The sequence below is a fragment of the Streptomyces sp. NPDC104371 genome (assembly GCF_055583785.1).
This window is the reverse complement of record NZ_JBVJNF010000004.1, coordinates 37,825-52,404: the sequence shown is the minus strand read 5'-3', so window position 1 is coordinate 52,404 and position 14,580 is coordinate 37,825. Positions and strand designations below refer to the sequence as shown.

Below are 14,580 nucleotides of genomic sequence, written 5' to 3'. Positions count from 1 at the left end.
CGTGCCCATGTCCCTGGAGAGCCTGGCGCTGATCGAGAACTGGCCCGTCCCCACCGCCGCGACGGCGGTCGTCCGCGCGGACGGCACCGTGTCCGGTACGCACGGCCCGGTCGGCCATCGCTTCCCGCTGGCGTCGGTCACCAAGCCGCTCGCCGCGTACGCGGTGCTCGTCGCGTACGAGGAGGGGGCGATCGAGCTGGACGAGCCCGCGGGGCCGCCCGGCGCCACGGTCCGCCATCTCCTCGCCCATACCTCCGGGCTCGCGTTCGACGAGCACCGCGTGATGTCGGCGCCCGGCGAGCGGCGGCTGTACTCCAACACGGGCTTCGAGGTGCTGGGCGATCATGTGGCGAAGGCGACGGACATCCCGTTCGCCGAGTACGCCCGCCAGGCGGTGCTCGAACCGCTGGGCATGACCTCGACGAGCCTCGTGGGCTCCCCGGCCAAGGACGGCGTCTCGACGGTCGCGGACCTGGCGCGCTTCGTGGCCGAGGTCCAGGCACCGCGCCTGCTGGACGCGCGCACGGTCGCCGAGGCGATGACGGTCCAGTACCCCGGCACGAAGGGCGTCCTGCCCGGCTACGGCCACCAGAACCCCAACGACTGGGGCCTCGGCTTCGAGATCCGGAACACCAAGTCCCCGCACTGGACGGGCAGTTCGTCCTCCCCCCGCACCTTCGGCCACTTCGGCCAGGCAGGCACGTTCCTATGGATCGACCCGACCGCGGAAGCGGCCTGCGTCACCCTGACAGACCGCGCGTTCGGCCCGTGGGCGATAGAGACCTGGCCCCCCTTCACGGACGCGATCCTGAAGGAACTGCGCACAGCGTGACGGCTCAGGCGGCGTTGCCGTGAGGGGTGAGGTTGATCGTCAGGTCAGCGTCGAGGGCGCGGGCGAGGCGTTCACCCCTCCATCTCCCACACCAACACCTCCGCGCTCGTCACCGCCCGCAGCTCCGTCTCCTTCGCGGCGGACGTGATCCGTGCCGCGTCACCCGGCCTCAGCTCCTCGCCGGACAGCCGTACTTCACCCCGTACGACATGGACGTACACATACTCGGCGCCCGGCACCTCCGTGCGTTCGCCCGCGTCGAGGCGGCGTACGTGGAGTACCGCTCCTGCGCGAGGCACCGCGTACGGGGTCGAGTCCGGGAGGCCGGGGATCGTCTTGTAGGCCGGGGTGTCCGTCGGGGGCGTCGGGGTCAGCCACATCTGGAGGAAGACCAGCGGGGTCTCGCCGTCGTTGCGTTCCACATGGCGGACGCCGCTCGCCGCGCTCAGGTGCTGGACGTCGCCGGGGCGGATCACCGACGTGCGGCCCGTGGAGTCGCGGTGGGTCAGCTCGCCCTCCACCACCCACGTGACGATCTCCGTATGGCTGTGCGGGTGCTCGTCGAAGCCCGCGCCGGGGGCCAGCCGCTCCTCGTTGCAGGCGACCAGCGCGCCGAAGCGGAGGTTGTCCGGGTCGTAGTGCGGTCCGAAGCTGAAGGCGTGCAGGGACTCGATCCCGGCCGCCGGGTCCCCGCCGCGGTAGCGCTCACCGGCGCGCCGTACATCCATCACGGCCCCCACCGTAGTCCCGCGCCCGGCGCCCTCGGAGACCCGCCGCCGCACGACCCCGTCCTGATAAGGCACTCTTGTCCCCGTGCCCGAACCCCAATCCCACACCCCCGAACCCGCAGCGCACTCGGTTCATCCGCATGCAGCGTCCCTGAAGCGGCTGGAGAAGTCGTCCGGAAGCCTCGCCGCGCAGGCCATCGCGCGCATGGACGAGACCCTGTCGTGGTACCGGGCGATGCCCCCGGAGAACCGTTCCTGGATCGGGCTGGTGGCCCAGGCGGGCATCGCCGCGTTCACGGAGTGGTTCCGGCACCCGGACGCCCCGCAGGCCATCTCCACCGATGTCTTCGGCACCGCGCCCCGCGAGCTGACCCGGGCCATCACCCTGCGCCAGACCGTGGAGATGGTGCGGACCACCATCGAGGTCATGGAGTCCGCCATCGACGAGGTGGCCGCCCCCGGTGACGAGTCCGTGCTGCGCGAGGCGCTCCTCGTCTACGCCCGTGAGATCGCTTTCGCGACCGCCCAGGTCTACGCCCAGGCCGCCGAGGCGCGCGGCGCCTGGGACGCGCGCCTGGAGTCACTCGTCGTCAACGCCGTACTCAGCGGGGAGGCCGACGAGGGGGCGGTCAGCCGGGCCGCCGCGCTCGGCTGGAACTCTCCGGAGCATGTGTGCGTGGTCCTCGGCACGGCGCCCGACGGTGACAGCGAGTTGACCGTCGAGGCCATCCGGCGGGCGGCCCGGCACGCCAAGCTCCAGGTCCTGACGGGCGTGCTCGGGGACCGGCTCGTGGTGATCTCGGGCGGCAGCGACAACCCGCTGGCCGCCGCCAAGTCGCTCATCGGGCCGTTCGCCGCGGGACCGGTCGTCGCCGGGCCGATCGTGCCCGATCTGCAGTCCGCGACCCGGTCCGCGCAGGCCGCCACGGCGGGCCTCAAGGCGTGCTCGGCCTGGCAGGACGCACCGCGTCCGGTCCTGGCGGACGACCTGCTCCCGGAGCGCGCGATCGCCGGTGATCCCAGCGCGCGGGAGCAGTTGGTGGAGGAGATCTACAGACCGCTGGAAGAGGCGGGCTCCGCGCTCCTGGAGACCCTCAGCGTCTATCTGGAGCAAGCCTCCAGCCTCGAAGGAGCGGCCCGCATGCTGTTCGTTCACCCGAACACCGTGCGCTACCGGCTGCGACGTGTGACTGACGTCACCGGCTGGTCACCCTCTGATGTACGCTCCGCGTTCACGCTGCGTATCGCCCTGATCCTGGGGCGCCTCGCCGAGGGAGATCCTCAGATCTAGACGCTTGTAGGAGTTGTACAAAACACCCTGCTGTTCTTCGTCCCTGTCCCCACGGGCGGCCCCGGCCGTCCCCACGAGAGAGTGTGAGAGTGCTCGTACTCGTCGCTCCCGGCCAGGGCGCCCAGACGCCCGGCTTCCTGACCCCCTGGCTCGAACTCCCCGGCGCCGCCGACCGCATCGCGGCCTGGTCGGACGCCATCGGGCTCGACCTCGTCCACTACGGGACGCAGGCCGACGCCGACGCCATCCGGGACACGGCTGTCGCCCAGCCGCTGCTGGTCGCCGCCGGGCTGCTGTCCGCCATGGCCCTCGGTGATGTCACCCCGGGCGCCGTCGCCGGACACAGCGTCGGTGAGATCACGGCCGCCGCCTTCGCGGGCGTCCTGGACGAGAAGTCCGCGCTGGGCCTCGTCCGCGGACGCGGCCTCGCCATGGCCGAGGCCGCCGCCCTCACGCCCACGGGCATGTCGGCGCTGCTCGGCGGCGACCCCGAGACGACGATCCCGCACCTGGAGAAGCTGGGCCTGACCCCGGCGAACGTGAACGGCGCCGGACAGATCGTCGCCGCCGGCACCCTGGAGCAGCTCGCCGCGCTGACCGAGGACAAGCCCGCGGGTGTCCGCCGGGTCGTCCCGCTGAAGGTGGCGGGCGCCTTCCACACCCGTCACATGGCCCCCGCGGTCGACGCCCTCGCGCGGTCCGCCGAGGCCCTGACGCCCGCCGACCCCCGCGTCACCTACGTCTCCAACAAGGACGGCCAGACCGTCTCCGGTGGCGCGGAGGTGCTCCAGCGCCTGGTCGGCCAGGTCGCCAACCCGGTCCGCTGGGACCTGTGCATGGAGACCTTCCAGAAGCTGGGCGCGACCGCGTTGATCGAGGTCTGCCCCGGCGGCACCCTCACCGGCATCGCCAAGCGCGCGATGCCGGGCGTCACCACCCTCGCCCTGAAGACCCCCGACGACCTCGACGCCGCTCGCGTTCTCGTCGCCGAGCACAGCGCCTGACAAGGAGCCCTAGAGCAGCATGTCGAAGATCAAGGCACGGAAGGGCGCCCCGTACGCGCGCATCCTGGGCGTCGGCGGCTACCGCCCCGTCCGCGTGGTGCCCAACGAGGTGATCCTGGAGAAGATCGACTCCTCCGACGAGTGGATCCGCTCCCGGTCCGGTATCGAGACCCGGCACTGGGCGAACGACGAGGAGACCGTCGCCGCGATGGCCATCGAGGCCTCGGGCAAGGCGATCGCCGACGCGGGCGTCACCGCCGAGCAGATCGGCGCGGTCGTCGTCTCGACCGTCTCGCACTTCAGCCAGACCCCGGCCGTCGCCACCGAGATCGCCGACAAGCTCGGGACGAACAAGGCGCCCGCCTTCGACATCTCGGCCGGCTGCGCGGGCTTCGGCTACGGCCTCACGCTCGCCAAGGGCATGATCGTCGAGGGTTCCGCGGAGTACGTCCTCGTCATCGGCGTGGAGCGGCTGTCCGACCTGACCGACCTGGAGGACCGCGCCACCGCGTTCCTGTTCGGCGACGGCGCGGGCGCGGTCGTGGTGGGCCCCTCCGACGAACCGCACATCGGTCCGACCGTGTGGGGTTCGGAGGGCGACAAGAACGAGACCATCAAGCAGACGATCCCGTGGAACACGTTCCGGATCGGCGACCTCTCCCACCTGCCGCTCGACAGCGAGGGGAACGTGAAGTTCCCCGCCATCACGCAGGAGGGCCAGGCGGTGTTCCGCTGGGCCGTGTTCGAGATGGCGAAGGTCGCCCAGCAGGCGCTGGAGGCCTCCGGGATCACCGCGGACGACCTGGACGTCTTCATCCCGCACCAGGCGAACGTGCGGATCATCGACTCGATGGTCAAGACCCTCAAGCTGCCGGAGCACGTCACGGTCGCCCGTGACATCCGCACCACCGGCAACACCTCGGCCGCCTCGATCCCGCTCGCGATGGAGCGGCTCCTGGCGACCGGGGAGGCGAAGAGCGGCGACACCGCGCTCATCATCGGCTTCGGGGCGGGGCTCGTGTTCGCCGCCACGGTCGTTACCCTCCCCTAGGTACTCCGTGCCGGATCATGCGGTCCGGTGCGGGAACCGCAGACCCCTGCCGCTGACGCGGCGGGCGCCACACCGTCTGAATATCAATGAAGGAGCGCCTGACATGGCCGCCACTCAGAAAGAGATCGTCGACGGTCTCGCCGAGATCGTGAACGAGATCGCCGGGATCCCCACCGAGGACGTCGAGTTGGACAAGTCCTTCACCGACGACCTGGACGTCGACTCGCTGTCCATGGTCGAGGTCGTCGTCGCCGCCGAGGAGCGCTTCTCCGTGAAGATCCCCGACGACGACGTCAAGAACCTCAAGACGGTCGGTGACGCCGCCGAGTACATCCTCAAGCACCAGGACTGATCGACCGATCATCCGGGCAGACTGCCGGACTCCGGGCCCTGCCCGGCTGTCGGGCCGCTGCCCCGCCACCCGGCGGTGGCGCCGCTGAATCCTCGCATCCGTTGGAGAAAGAATTCCCGTGAGCTCGACCAATCGCACCGTGGTCGTCACCGGTATCGGCGCAACCACACCGCTGGGTGGCGACGCGGCCTCTACCTGGGAAGGCCTGGTCACCGGCAAGTCCGGTGCCCGACCGCTGGAGCAGGACTGGGCCGCCGCGCAGGCGGTCCGGATCGCCGCTCAGATCGCCGTGGAGCCGTCCGAGATCATCCCCCGGCCCCAGGCCCGCCGCCTCGACCGGTCGGCGCAGTTCGCGCTGATCGCCGCCAAGGAGGCCTGGGCGGACGCCGGCTTCACCGACAAGGCCGGTGCCGACGACTCCGTCGACCCCGACCGGCTGGGCGCGGTCATCGCCTCCGGTATCGGTGGCGTGACGACTCTGCTCGACCAGTACGACGTGCTGAAGGAGAACGGCGTTCGCCGTGTCTCCCCGCACACCGTGCCGATGCTGATGCCGAACGGCCCGGCCGCCAACGTGGGCCTGGCCGTGGGCGCCCGTGCCGGGGTGCACACCCCGGTCTCCGCCTGCGCGTCGGGCGCCGAGGCCATCGGCTACGCCATCGAGATGATCCGCACCGGCCGCGCCGACGTCGTCGTCGCCGGCGGCACGGAGGCGGCCATCCATCCACTGCCGATCGCCGCGTTCGGCAACATGATGGCGATGTCCAAGAACAACGACGACCCCCAGGGCGCGTCGCGGCCCTACGACACCGGCCGTGACGGCTTCGTCCTCGGTGAGGGCGCGGGCGTCCTGGTCCTGGAGTCGGCCGAGCACGCCGCCCGGCGCGGTGCCCGCGTCTACGCGGAGGCGGTCGGCCAGGGCATCTCGGCCGACAGCCATGACATCGTGCAGCCGGAGCCCGAGGGCCGCGGTATCTCGTGCGCCCTGCAGAACCTGCTGGACAACAACGACCTGGACCCGGCGGAGGTCGTGCACGCGAACGCGCACGCCACCTCCACCCCGGCCGGTGACGTGGCCGAACTGAAGGCGCTGCGCAAGGTGTTCGGCGACGACACGGACCACATCGCGATCTCCGCGACCAAGTCGATGACCGGTCATCTCCTCGGTGGCGCGGGCGGCGTGGAGTCGGTGGCGACCGTGCTCGCGCTGTACCACCGCATCGCCCCGCCGACGATCAACATCGAGAACCTCGACCCGGAGGCGGAGGCCTGCGCCGACATCGTCCGCGGCGAGGCCCGCAAGCTGCCCGTCGAGGGCCGGATCGCGGCGCTGAACAATTCGTTCGGCTTCGGTGGCCACAACGTGGTCCTGGCGTTCCGTACGATCTGATCCGACGCTTCACGGTCTGATCCGACGCTTCACGAAGAAGGGCCCCCACCGGTCGGTGGGGGCCCTTCTCGCGCTCTTGACGGGGGATCAGACGACCTGGTGCAGCCACCGCACGGGGGCGCCCTCTCCGGCGTACCGGAAGGGCTCCAGCTCGTCGTCCCAGGGCTTGCCGAGCAGCTTGGCGAGTTCGGCCTCCAGGTCCGTCTCCTCGCGCTGGGAGCGCACCAGCGCGGCGCGCAGCCGGTCCTCGGGGATCAGGATGTCGCCGTGGATGCCGGTGACCGCGTGGAAGATACCGAGGTCGGGGGTGCAGCTGTAGCGCTCGCCCTCGGCGGTCGGGCAGGGCTCCGAGGTGACCTCGAAGCGCAGCAGTTGCCAGCCGCGCAGCGCGGAGGCGAGCTTGGAGGCGGTGCCTGCCTGGCCCTGCCAGGAGAACTCCGAGCGCCAGGTGCCGGGGGCGGCGGGCTGCCGGATCCAGTCGAGGCTGACGCGCGTCCCCAGCACGCCCGCGACGGCCCACTCGACATGCGGGCACAGTGCGCGGGGCGCGGAGTGCACGTACAGGACTCCACGTGTCGTCACCTGAACCTCCGGGCAGACCGCGACATCTTGTAACTTTACGGAACGGGTGTGGCAGGGCAGCCACGGGGCGAGGCTACCGTGCGGCAGGCCAAGGAGTGTGACGTACCGTCGGTCATGGTGCCCGCGAACTCCTAGGTTTCACCCAAGGGGACGCGGGTTTGACACAGCATGTTCGAAGATAGATCGAACAACTGCGGCACGGACCGGCCGGGCGTGGACGAGGAACGAGGGGATCAGGGGATGCGGAAGCGAAGCCACCGTTCACGTACCGTCATCGCGTTCGCCGCGGCGGCGGCGCTGGGTCTCACCGGGTGCGTCGCCGGGGAGGGCGGCTCCACCTCGCCGAGCACGGCCACGCGGGCCAAGCCCACCCCCGCCTGGAACCGCTCCCCCGACTCGATCGCCGCCGTCGGCGACTCCATCACCCGCGGCTTCGACGCCTGCACCGTGCTGTCCGACTGCCCCGAGGTGTCCTGGGCGACGGGCGGCGACAAGGAGGTCGACAGCCTCGCCGTACGGCTGCTCGGGACGACCGGGGCCGCCGAGCGGAGCTGGAACTACGCGGCGACCGGGGCCCGGATGTCGGATCTGTCCGAGCAGATGACGCAAGCGGCGGTGAAGAAGCCGGAGTTGGTGACGGTGATGGCGGGCGCGAACGACGTCTGCCGTACGTCCACCGCGTCGATGACCCCGGTCGCGGACTTCCGCACCCAGTTCCAGGCCGCGATGGACACGCTGCGCAGGACACTGCCCCGGACCCAGGTGTATGTCTCCAGCGTGCCGAATCTGAAGCGGCTGTGGTCGGAGGGGCGGACCAACCCGCTGGGCAAGCAGGTGTGGAAGCTGGGGATCTGTCCGTCGATGCTGGCCGACGCGGACGCGCAGGACGCGGCGGCGATCAAGCGGCGCGACACGGTCCAGGCGCGCGTGGAGGCGTACAACAAGGTGCTCGGGGAGGTCTGTGCGAAGGACCAGCGCTGCCGCTTCGACGGCAACGCGGTCTTCGACTTCCGCTTCGGCCCCGAGCAGCTCAGCCACTGGGACTGGTTCCATCCGAGCAGGAACGGTCAGGCCCGCCTGGCCGAGATCGCCTACCGAACGGTCACGGCGAAGAAGCCCGTGGCCTAGGGTTCCCACATGCGTGAACATTTCGGCACACTGCCCGACGGGACGCCGGTCCACCGCTGGACGCTGGAGCGAGGCGGGGTGCGGGTGCGGGTCCTGTCGTACGGCGGGATCGTGCAGTCGGTCGAGGTCCCGGGCCGCGACGGCCACCGCGCCGATGTGGTCCTGGGCTTCCCGGAGCTGGACGGCTATGTCGGCCACCCGCAGCCCTATCTCGGGGCGCTGGTGGGGCGCTACGCCAACCGCGTCGCGGGCGCCCGCTTCACGCTCGACGGCCAAACCCACGCTCTGGAGGCGAACGACGGGCCGAACTGCCTGCACGGCGGTGCGCGGGGCTTCGACAAGCGGGTGTGGGAGGGCGAGTCCGTCGAGCACGGCGTACGGCTGTCCCGGGTGAGTCCGGACGGCGAGGGGGGCTTCCCGGGCCGGCTGGAGGTCTCGGCGACGTACTCGCTCGACGCGGACGGCGCGCTGCGGATCGCGTACGAGGCGGTCACGGACGCGCCGACCGTGGTGGCCCTGACGAACCACACGTACTGGAACCTGGCCGGTGCGGGCACCGCGAGCGGGCATGAACTGCGGCTCGCCGCCTCGCGGTTCACCCCCGTGGACCCGGCCCTGATCCCGACGGGCGCGCTCGACGCCGTGTCGGGCACGCGCTTCGACTTCCGGGCGGCCCGGAAGGTCGGCTCCGGGTACGACCATAACTTCGTGCTCGACAAGGGCGTGACGGGCGCCCCCGAGGAGGTCGCCGAGCTGTACGACCCGGCGTCCGGGCGGCTCCTCACCGTGGCGACGACCGAACCGGGCCTTCAGCTCTACACCGCGGACCACCTCGACGCCCCGTTCATCGCCTGCGAGGGCGTCGCGCTGGAGACGCAGGCCTTCCCGGACTCCCCCAACCACCCGGAGTTCCCGAGCACGCGTCTGCTGCCGGGCGAGGTGTACCGCTCACAGACCGTGTACGGCTTCGGCGTTCGCGACTGACACTCCCGGGCGAGGGCGCGGCGCACCCGGAGTCGTGCCGTGCGGCGTGGACAATGACGGCATTCCGCGCCCCTGAGGAGACTCCTGGTGTTGAGCAGACGTACCTTCGGCGCGACCGTCGCCACCGCCGCGCTCGGCCTCCCGCTCGCCACGCACCAGAGGGCGTACGCCGCCACCGCACCGGCTCGGCCCGCCCCCGGCCCGGCGGATGCGGACGGGCGGGCGCACACCGTGGGCTTCGACCGGCACTCGATGATCGTCGACGGCGAGCGGGTCGTGCTGTGGTCGGGCGAGATGCATCCGTTCCGGCTGCCGAGCCCGTCGCTGTGGCGGGACGTCCTGCAGAAGCTGCGCGCCCACGGCTTCAACACGGTCAGCGTCTACGTCGCCTGGAACTACCACTCCCCCGCGCCGGGTTCGTACGACTTCACGGGCGTCCGCGACCTCGATCTGTTCCTGTGCACGGCCGCCGAGACCGGGCTGTACGTGATCCTGCGGCCGGGCCCGTACATCAACGCGGAGGTCGACGCGGGCGGCTTCCCCGGCTGGCTGACCGCGACGCGGGGCATGGCCCGTACCGCCGACCCCACCTATCTGTCGTACGTGGACGAGTGGTTGACCGCCGTGAACCGGATCGCGGTGCGCCATCAGTACACGCGCGGCACCGGCACCGTCGTCCTCTACCAACTGGAGAACGAGTACGAGAACCATGTCACCGAGGCCACCGGGCGCGCCTACATGGCCCATCTGTACCGGAAGGTCCGCGCCGACGGCATCGACGTCCCGCTGTTCCACAACGACAAGGGCAGGAACGGGTACTGGACGCCCGGCTCGTTCGACACCGCGGGTGAGCACGGGCGTTGGCTGTACGGCTTCGACGGCTATCCCTCGCCGTCCAAGACCCCGCCCGACTGGGGGTACTTCGGGACCGGTGGCCCGAAGGGCGGGGCGACCGCGAGCCCGGACACCCCTGGGTTCCTGGCCGAGTTCGGGGGTGGCTGGTTCGATCCGTGGGGTGGCGTCGAGTTCGGCGGCAAGGGGTACGCGGAATCACGCCGCACCCGGGACGCGGCGTACGAGCGGCGCTTCTATCTGACCAACCTCGCCAACGGCATCACGGCCCACAACATCTACATGGCCTTCGGCGGCACGTCCTGGGGCTGGCTGCCCGCGCCGATCGTCTACACGTCGTACGACTACGGGGCCTGCCTCGACGAGGGGCGCGGGCCGACGGCCAAACTGGTCCCGTTGCACCAGATCGGCTATCTGTTGCAGAGCGCGCCCGAACTGGCCGCGCTGGAGCGGGCGGCGGACATCGACCCCGGCGCCCCCGGGATCAAGGCCTACCACCTCGCCGATCCGGCCACCGGGACCCAGGTCCTCGTCCTGCGCAACGACACCTCCGCCGAGGCCGTCGCCACCGTCCCGCTCGCCGGGACGGACGTCCCCGTGCCCGTCCCCGGCCGGGACGCCCGGCTGCTGGCCACGGGGCTCTCCCTGGGGCAGCGGACGCTGCGGTGGTCCACCGCCCAGCCCATGCTCCGCCTGACCACCGGGCGCCAGGACATCGCGGTGCTCACCGGCCGCCTCGGGGAACAGACACGGACCGTTCTGGAGTGCGCCAGCGAGCCGACCGTCACCGTGCTCGACGGGACCGCCCGGACCGCGTACGAACACGACGCCCTCAGCGTGGACGCCACCCTCGGCGGGCTCACCCGGCTGTCGGTGAGCGGCGCGGGTGTGGCACGGCCGCTGCTGCTTCTGCTCGCGGACGACGAGACGTCCGTACGGCTGTGGCGTCACCCCACGCCGTCGGGGCCGGTCCTGGTGTACGGGCCCGAGCTGCTGCGCACCGTCGTACTGCGCGGCGCGAGCGCGCATCTCACCGGGGACACGGTCGACGCGGCCGATCTGGAGGTGTGGGCTCCGCGCGGGGTCGACGAGGTGGTCTGGAACGGGAGTCCACTGCGGACGCGCGCCACGTCCTCCGGCAGTCTGCGTGCCGTGCGGCGGCTGCCGGGCGTGGGACCGGTCCGGCTGCCCGAGCTGACCGGGTGGCGCCGCATGGCCGAGAACCCCGAGTCGGCCGCCGACTTCGACGACTCGCGGTGGCAAGTGGCCGACCGTACCGCCTCGTTCAGTACGACTCCGCTGCCCGCCGGGCAGCCGGTCCTCTTCGCCGACGACTACGGCTTCCACTACGGGGACGTCTGGTACCGGGGCCGGTTCGAGGGCGCGGCCCGCGCGCGGTCGGTCTCGTTCTCCTATGTCACCGGCGCCCAGGGGCTGTTGATGGCGTGGCTGGACGGCAGACCGCTGGGCACGCACCGGATGCCCGTGCCGGACCGGAAGACGGTACGGAAGGGGACCTGGTCGGCGACGGCGACGTTCCCCGTCGCGGTCGGGTCGTCCGGTGACCATGTGCTGTCCGTACTCGTCCGCCGTATGCAGCACGACGAGGACCTCCAGGCGAACGACGCGCACAAGGCGGGGCGGGGGATCGCCTCCGTCACCTTCGACGGGGCGACGCCCAAGCCAGGCTGGCGGATTCAGGGCGAGACGGACCCCGATCCCGTGCGTGGTCCGCTCAACAACGGTGGTCTGTACGGGGAGCGGCACGGCTGGCATCTGCCCGGGTTCCCGGACGACACCTGGCGGCCTGTGCGCCTGCCGCGCGCGGACCGGGGGCAGGGCGTGGTCTGGTACCGGACGGTCTTCCGGCTGGACGTCGATCCCGGTACGGACGCGTCGATCGGGCTGACCTTCAGCGACGACCCGGCCCGCGCCTACCGGGCGCAGCTCTTCCTCAACGGCTGGAACATGGGCCAGTACATCAACGACGTCGGCCCGCAGCACACCTTCGTCCTGCCGAACGGGGTGCTCGACACCCGGGGCGACAACACGCTGGCGCTGGCGGTCCTGGCCGACGGGACCACCGCGTCGGGTCCGGGCCGGGTCGAACTGACGCTGCTCGGCCGGGCGGCCGGAGGGGTGCCCGTGGCGCGGCTGCACTCGCCCGGCTGGATGGGCTAGAGAGCACTTCCGTGGCGACGGTGTGGGCGAGGATGGCCGTATGCCGTCCGCGAAGCGCCCCGCCGGTCCGTTCACGCCCCTCGACTTCCAGCTGGTCCTGCTGCGCCGCATGGCCGACCACCAGCCGGGGCTGGTCGAGGACGCCCGCCGCGAGCTGGGGGTCTCGCTCGCGGACATGCGCGAGGCGAACCGCCGCTGGCAGGCCATGCGGCACGCCCCGCGCTCCCGCTCCGCCCTCTCCCGGTACCGCTCCGTCCTCGGCGAGCCGGAGTCGACGGCGGCGCGCCGGATCGGCGACCTCGACTGCGACGCGCTGCTGTGGCCGGTCCCGCTCTGGCCCGACCTGCGCTTCGAGGTGCTGGTGGCACCGAACGGGGTCGTGTGGAACGAGTGGCTGGTGCGGGCACCGGGCGTACCCGGTCCACGGCTGGAGACCCTGGAGGACCTGACCCCCTGGTCCTGCACGGTCGACGAGGTGGCCCGCGCCTTCGCCCCGGCGCGCCCGCTGGAGGGCACGGCCCCCACCCGGTGGGGCCTCGCCTTCACCGCGCCGGACGCGGCGGGCGAACGGCACGCGTGCACGGTGGAGTTCACCTGGGGACTGCTCCAACGCACGAGCGTGGGCGGGCAATCCTGAGAAGCTGGGGCCTGTACATCCGATCGTCCGATCCATCCGCAGTCCGTCTCGATGTCTCGATGCCTCAACGTAAGGAGTCCCGCGTGTCCTCCCTCTTCCCGGCCCTGTCCGATCCCGAGGCCGCGCGGCGGCCCGCCCTGCGGTTCGCCGAACGGTCCCTGACGTACGCGGAGTTGGCCTCGGCGGCGGGTGCGCTCGCCGCGCGGATCGCGGGCGTGGGCCGGTTGGCCGTGTGGGCCACGCCCTCGCTGGAGACCGCCGTCGCGGCGGTGGCCGCGCTGACCGCGGGCGTGCCCTTCGTCCCGCTCAACCCGAAGTCCGGGGAGGGCGAGCTGGGGCACATCCTGTCGGACAGCGCGCCGTCGCTGGTGCTGGCCGCGCCTGGACAGCAACTTCCGCTCCCGCTCGGTGAGTTGGACCGCATCGACGTCGATGTGCGCGCGGCGGGTGCCTTCGCGCCCGCCGAGGTCTCCGGTGAAGACCCCGCCCTCGTCGTCTACACCTCCGGCACCACCGGACCGCCCAAGGGCGCGGTGATCCCCCGGCGCGCCGTCGCGACCACGCTGGACGCGCTCGCGGAGGTCTGGCGGTGGACCGGGGACGACGTCCTGGTGCACGGCCTGCCGCTGTTCCATGTGCACGGGCTGGTCCTCGGCATCCTCGGCCCGCTGCGGCGCGGCGGATCCGTACGGCACCTCGGGCGGTTCAGCACGGACGGGGTGGCGCGCGATCTGGGCGACGGGGCGACCATGCTGTTCGGCGTGCCCACGATGTACCACCGCATCGCCGAAGCGCTGCCCGCCGCACCGGAGTTGGCCAAGGCGCTGGCCGGGGCGCGGCTGCTGGTCTCCGGGTCGGCCGCGCTGCCGGTGCACGACCAGGAGCGGATCGCGGCGGCGACCGGGCGCCGGGTCATCGAGCGGTACGGGATGACGGAGACGCTGATGAACACGAGCGTGCGCGCGGACGGGGAGGGGTGCCCGGGGACGGTCGGGGTGCCGCTGCCCGGGGTCGAGCTGCGGCTCGTGGAGGACGACGGCGCGCCGATCGCCGCGTACGACGGGGAGAGCATCGGCGAGATCCAGGTCCGCGGGCCGAACCTGTTCACCGGGTATCTCAACCGCCCCGACGCCACGGCCGGCGCCTTCACCGCCGACGGCTGGTTCCGCACGGGCGACATGGCGGTGCGCGAGGCCGACGGCTCCGTACGCATCGTGGGCCGCAAGGCCACCGATCTCATCAAGAGCGGTGGGTACAAGATCGGGGCGGGCGAGATCGAGAACGCGCTGCTGGAACATCCGGGGGTGCGGGAGGCCGCCGTCACCGGGGAGCCCGATGACGACCTGGGCGAGCGGATCGTCGCCTGGATCGTCCTCGCCGACCCGGCCGCACCGCCCGCCGACGAGGAACTCGCCGACCATGTGGCCCGGCGGCTCGCCCCGCACAAGCGCCCGCGGGTCGTGCACCACCTCGCCGCGCTGCCCCGCAACGACATGGGCAAGATCATGAAGCGGGCACTGGGCAAGGGCTGATGGCGGTGCGGTAGCCGAACGCCCCGTACGCCCCCG

Annotated in this window: 13 protein-coding genes; 11 read left to right on the top strand and 2 right to left on the bottom strand. The window is 71.8% G+C overall.

Going from position 1 to position 14,580, the window contains the following annotated elements; all coding sequences use genetic code 11:
* Positions 1-7: 7 nt before the first annotated feature.
* A complete protein-coding gene (locus ACZ60T_RS14215) occupies positions 8-832 on the top strand; it encodes a serine hydrolase domain-containing protein (protein WP_365619558.1) in 825 nt (274 codons plus the stop codon).
* A gap of 71 nt (positions 833-903) precedes the next feature.
* Here the strand turns inward: ACZ60T_RS14215 and ACZ60T_RS14210 are convergent, their stop codons facing one another.
* Positions 904-1,560, bottom strand: a complete 657-nt coding sequence (locus ACZ60T_RS14210) for a pirin family protein (protein WP_469666572.1) — start codon at positions 1,558-1,560, stop codon at positions 904-906.
* 85 nt (positions 1,561-1,645) lie between these two features.
* Here ACZ60T_RS14210 and ACZ60T_RS14205 point away from each other — a divergent pair, with 85 nt between their 5' ends.
* The 5 genes from ACZ60T_RS14205 (at position 1,646) to ACZ60T_RS14185 (ending at position 6,648) form a co-directional block, all read left to right on the top strand.
* A complete protein-coding gene (locus tag ACZ60T_RS14205; RefSeq protein WP_365619555.1) occupies positions 1,646-2,851 on the top strand; it encodes a PucR family transcriptional regulator in 1,206 nt (401 codons plus the stop codon).
* A gap of 89 nt (positions 2,852-2,940) precedes the next feature.
* Positions 2,941-3,855, top strand: coding sequence for an ACP S-malonyltransferase (locus tag ACZ60T_RS14200; RefSeq protein WP_469666123.1), 915 nt, complete (start codon positions 2,941-2,943; stop codon positions 3,853-3,855).
* A 19-nt stretch (positions 3,856-3,874) separates the two neighbouring features.
* Positions 3,875-4,906, top strand: coding sequence for a beta-ketoacyl-ACP synthase 3 (locus ACZ60T_RS14195; protein WP_469666122.1), 1,032 nt, complete (start codon positions 3,875-3,877; stop codon positions 4,904-4,906).
* 103 nt (positions 4,907-5,009) lie between these two features.
* Positions 5,010-5,258, top strand: a complete 249-nt coding sequence (locus ACZ60T_RS14190; protein ID WP_252427114.1) for an acyl carrier protein — start codon at positions 5,010-5,012, stop codon at positions 5,256-5,258.
* Between the two features lie 118 nt (positions 5,259-5,376).
* Entirely contained in the window at positions 5,377-6,648 is a 1,272-nt protein-coding gene (locus ACZ60T_RS14185) for a beta-ketoacyl-[acyl-carrier-protein] synthase family protein (protein WP_469666121.1), read from the top strand.
* 87 nt (positions 6,649-6,735) lie between these two features.
* Here the strand turns inward: ACZ60T_RS14185 and ACZ60T_RS14180 are convergent, their stop codons facing one another.
* Positions 6,736-7,230 (bottom strand): DUF3145 domain-containing protein, encoded by a 495-nt coding sequence (locus tag ACZ60T_RS14180; RefSeq protein ID WP_252427118.1) that lies wholly within the window; start codon positions 7,228-7,230, stop codon positions 6,736-6,738.
* Between the two features lie 240 nt (positions 7,231-7,470).
* Between ACZ60T_RS14180 and ACZ60T_RS14175 the strand changes: the two genes are divergently transcribed.
* From ACZ60T_RS14175 to ACZ60T_RS14155, 5 genes are all read left to right on the top strand, one after another.
* Complete coding sequence (locus ACZ60T_RS14175) at positions 7,471-8,358, top strand: SGNH/GDSL hydrolase family protein (protein ID WP_469666120.1); 888 nt, start codon at positions 7,471-7,473, stop codon at positions 8,356-8,358.
* Positions 8,359-8,367: 9 nt separating this feature from the next.
* Positions 8,368-9,342 carry an aldose epimerase family protein gene (locus ACZ60T_RS14170; protein WP_469666119.1) on the top strand — a complete coding sequence of 325 codons (975 nt, stop codon included), beginning with the start codon at positions 8,368-8,370 and terminating at the stop codon, positions 9,340-9,342.
* Between the two features lie 84 nt (positions 9,343-9,426).
* Entirely contained in the window at positions 9,427-12,375 is a 2,949-nt protein-coding gene (locus ACZ60T_RS14165) for a beta-galactosidase (RefSeq protein WP_469666571.1), read from the top strand.
* 40 nt (positions 12,376-12,415) lie between these two features.
* Positions 12,416-13,012 (top strand): hypothetical protein, encoded by a 597-nt coding sequence (locus tag ACZ60T_RS14160; RefSeq protein ID WP_469666118.1) that lies wholly within the window; start codon positions 12,416-12,418, stop codon positions 13,010-13,012.
* A gap of 83 nt (positions 13,013-13,095) precedes the next feature.
* The gene (locus ACZ60T_RS14155; RefSeq protein ID WP_469666117.1) at positions 13,096-14,544 is read left to right on the top strand and encodes an acyl-CoA synthetase; all 1,449 of its coding nucleotides are present in this window, start codon (positions 13,096-13,098) and stop codon (positions 14,542-14,544) included.
* The last annotated feature ends 36 nt before the right edge of the window (positions 14,545-14,580 follow it).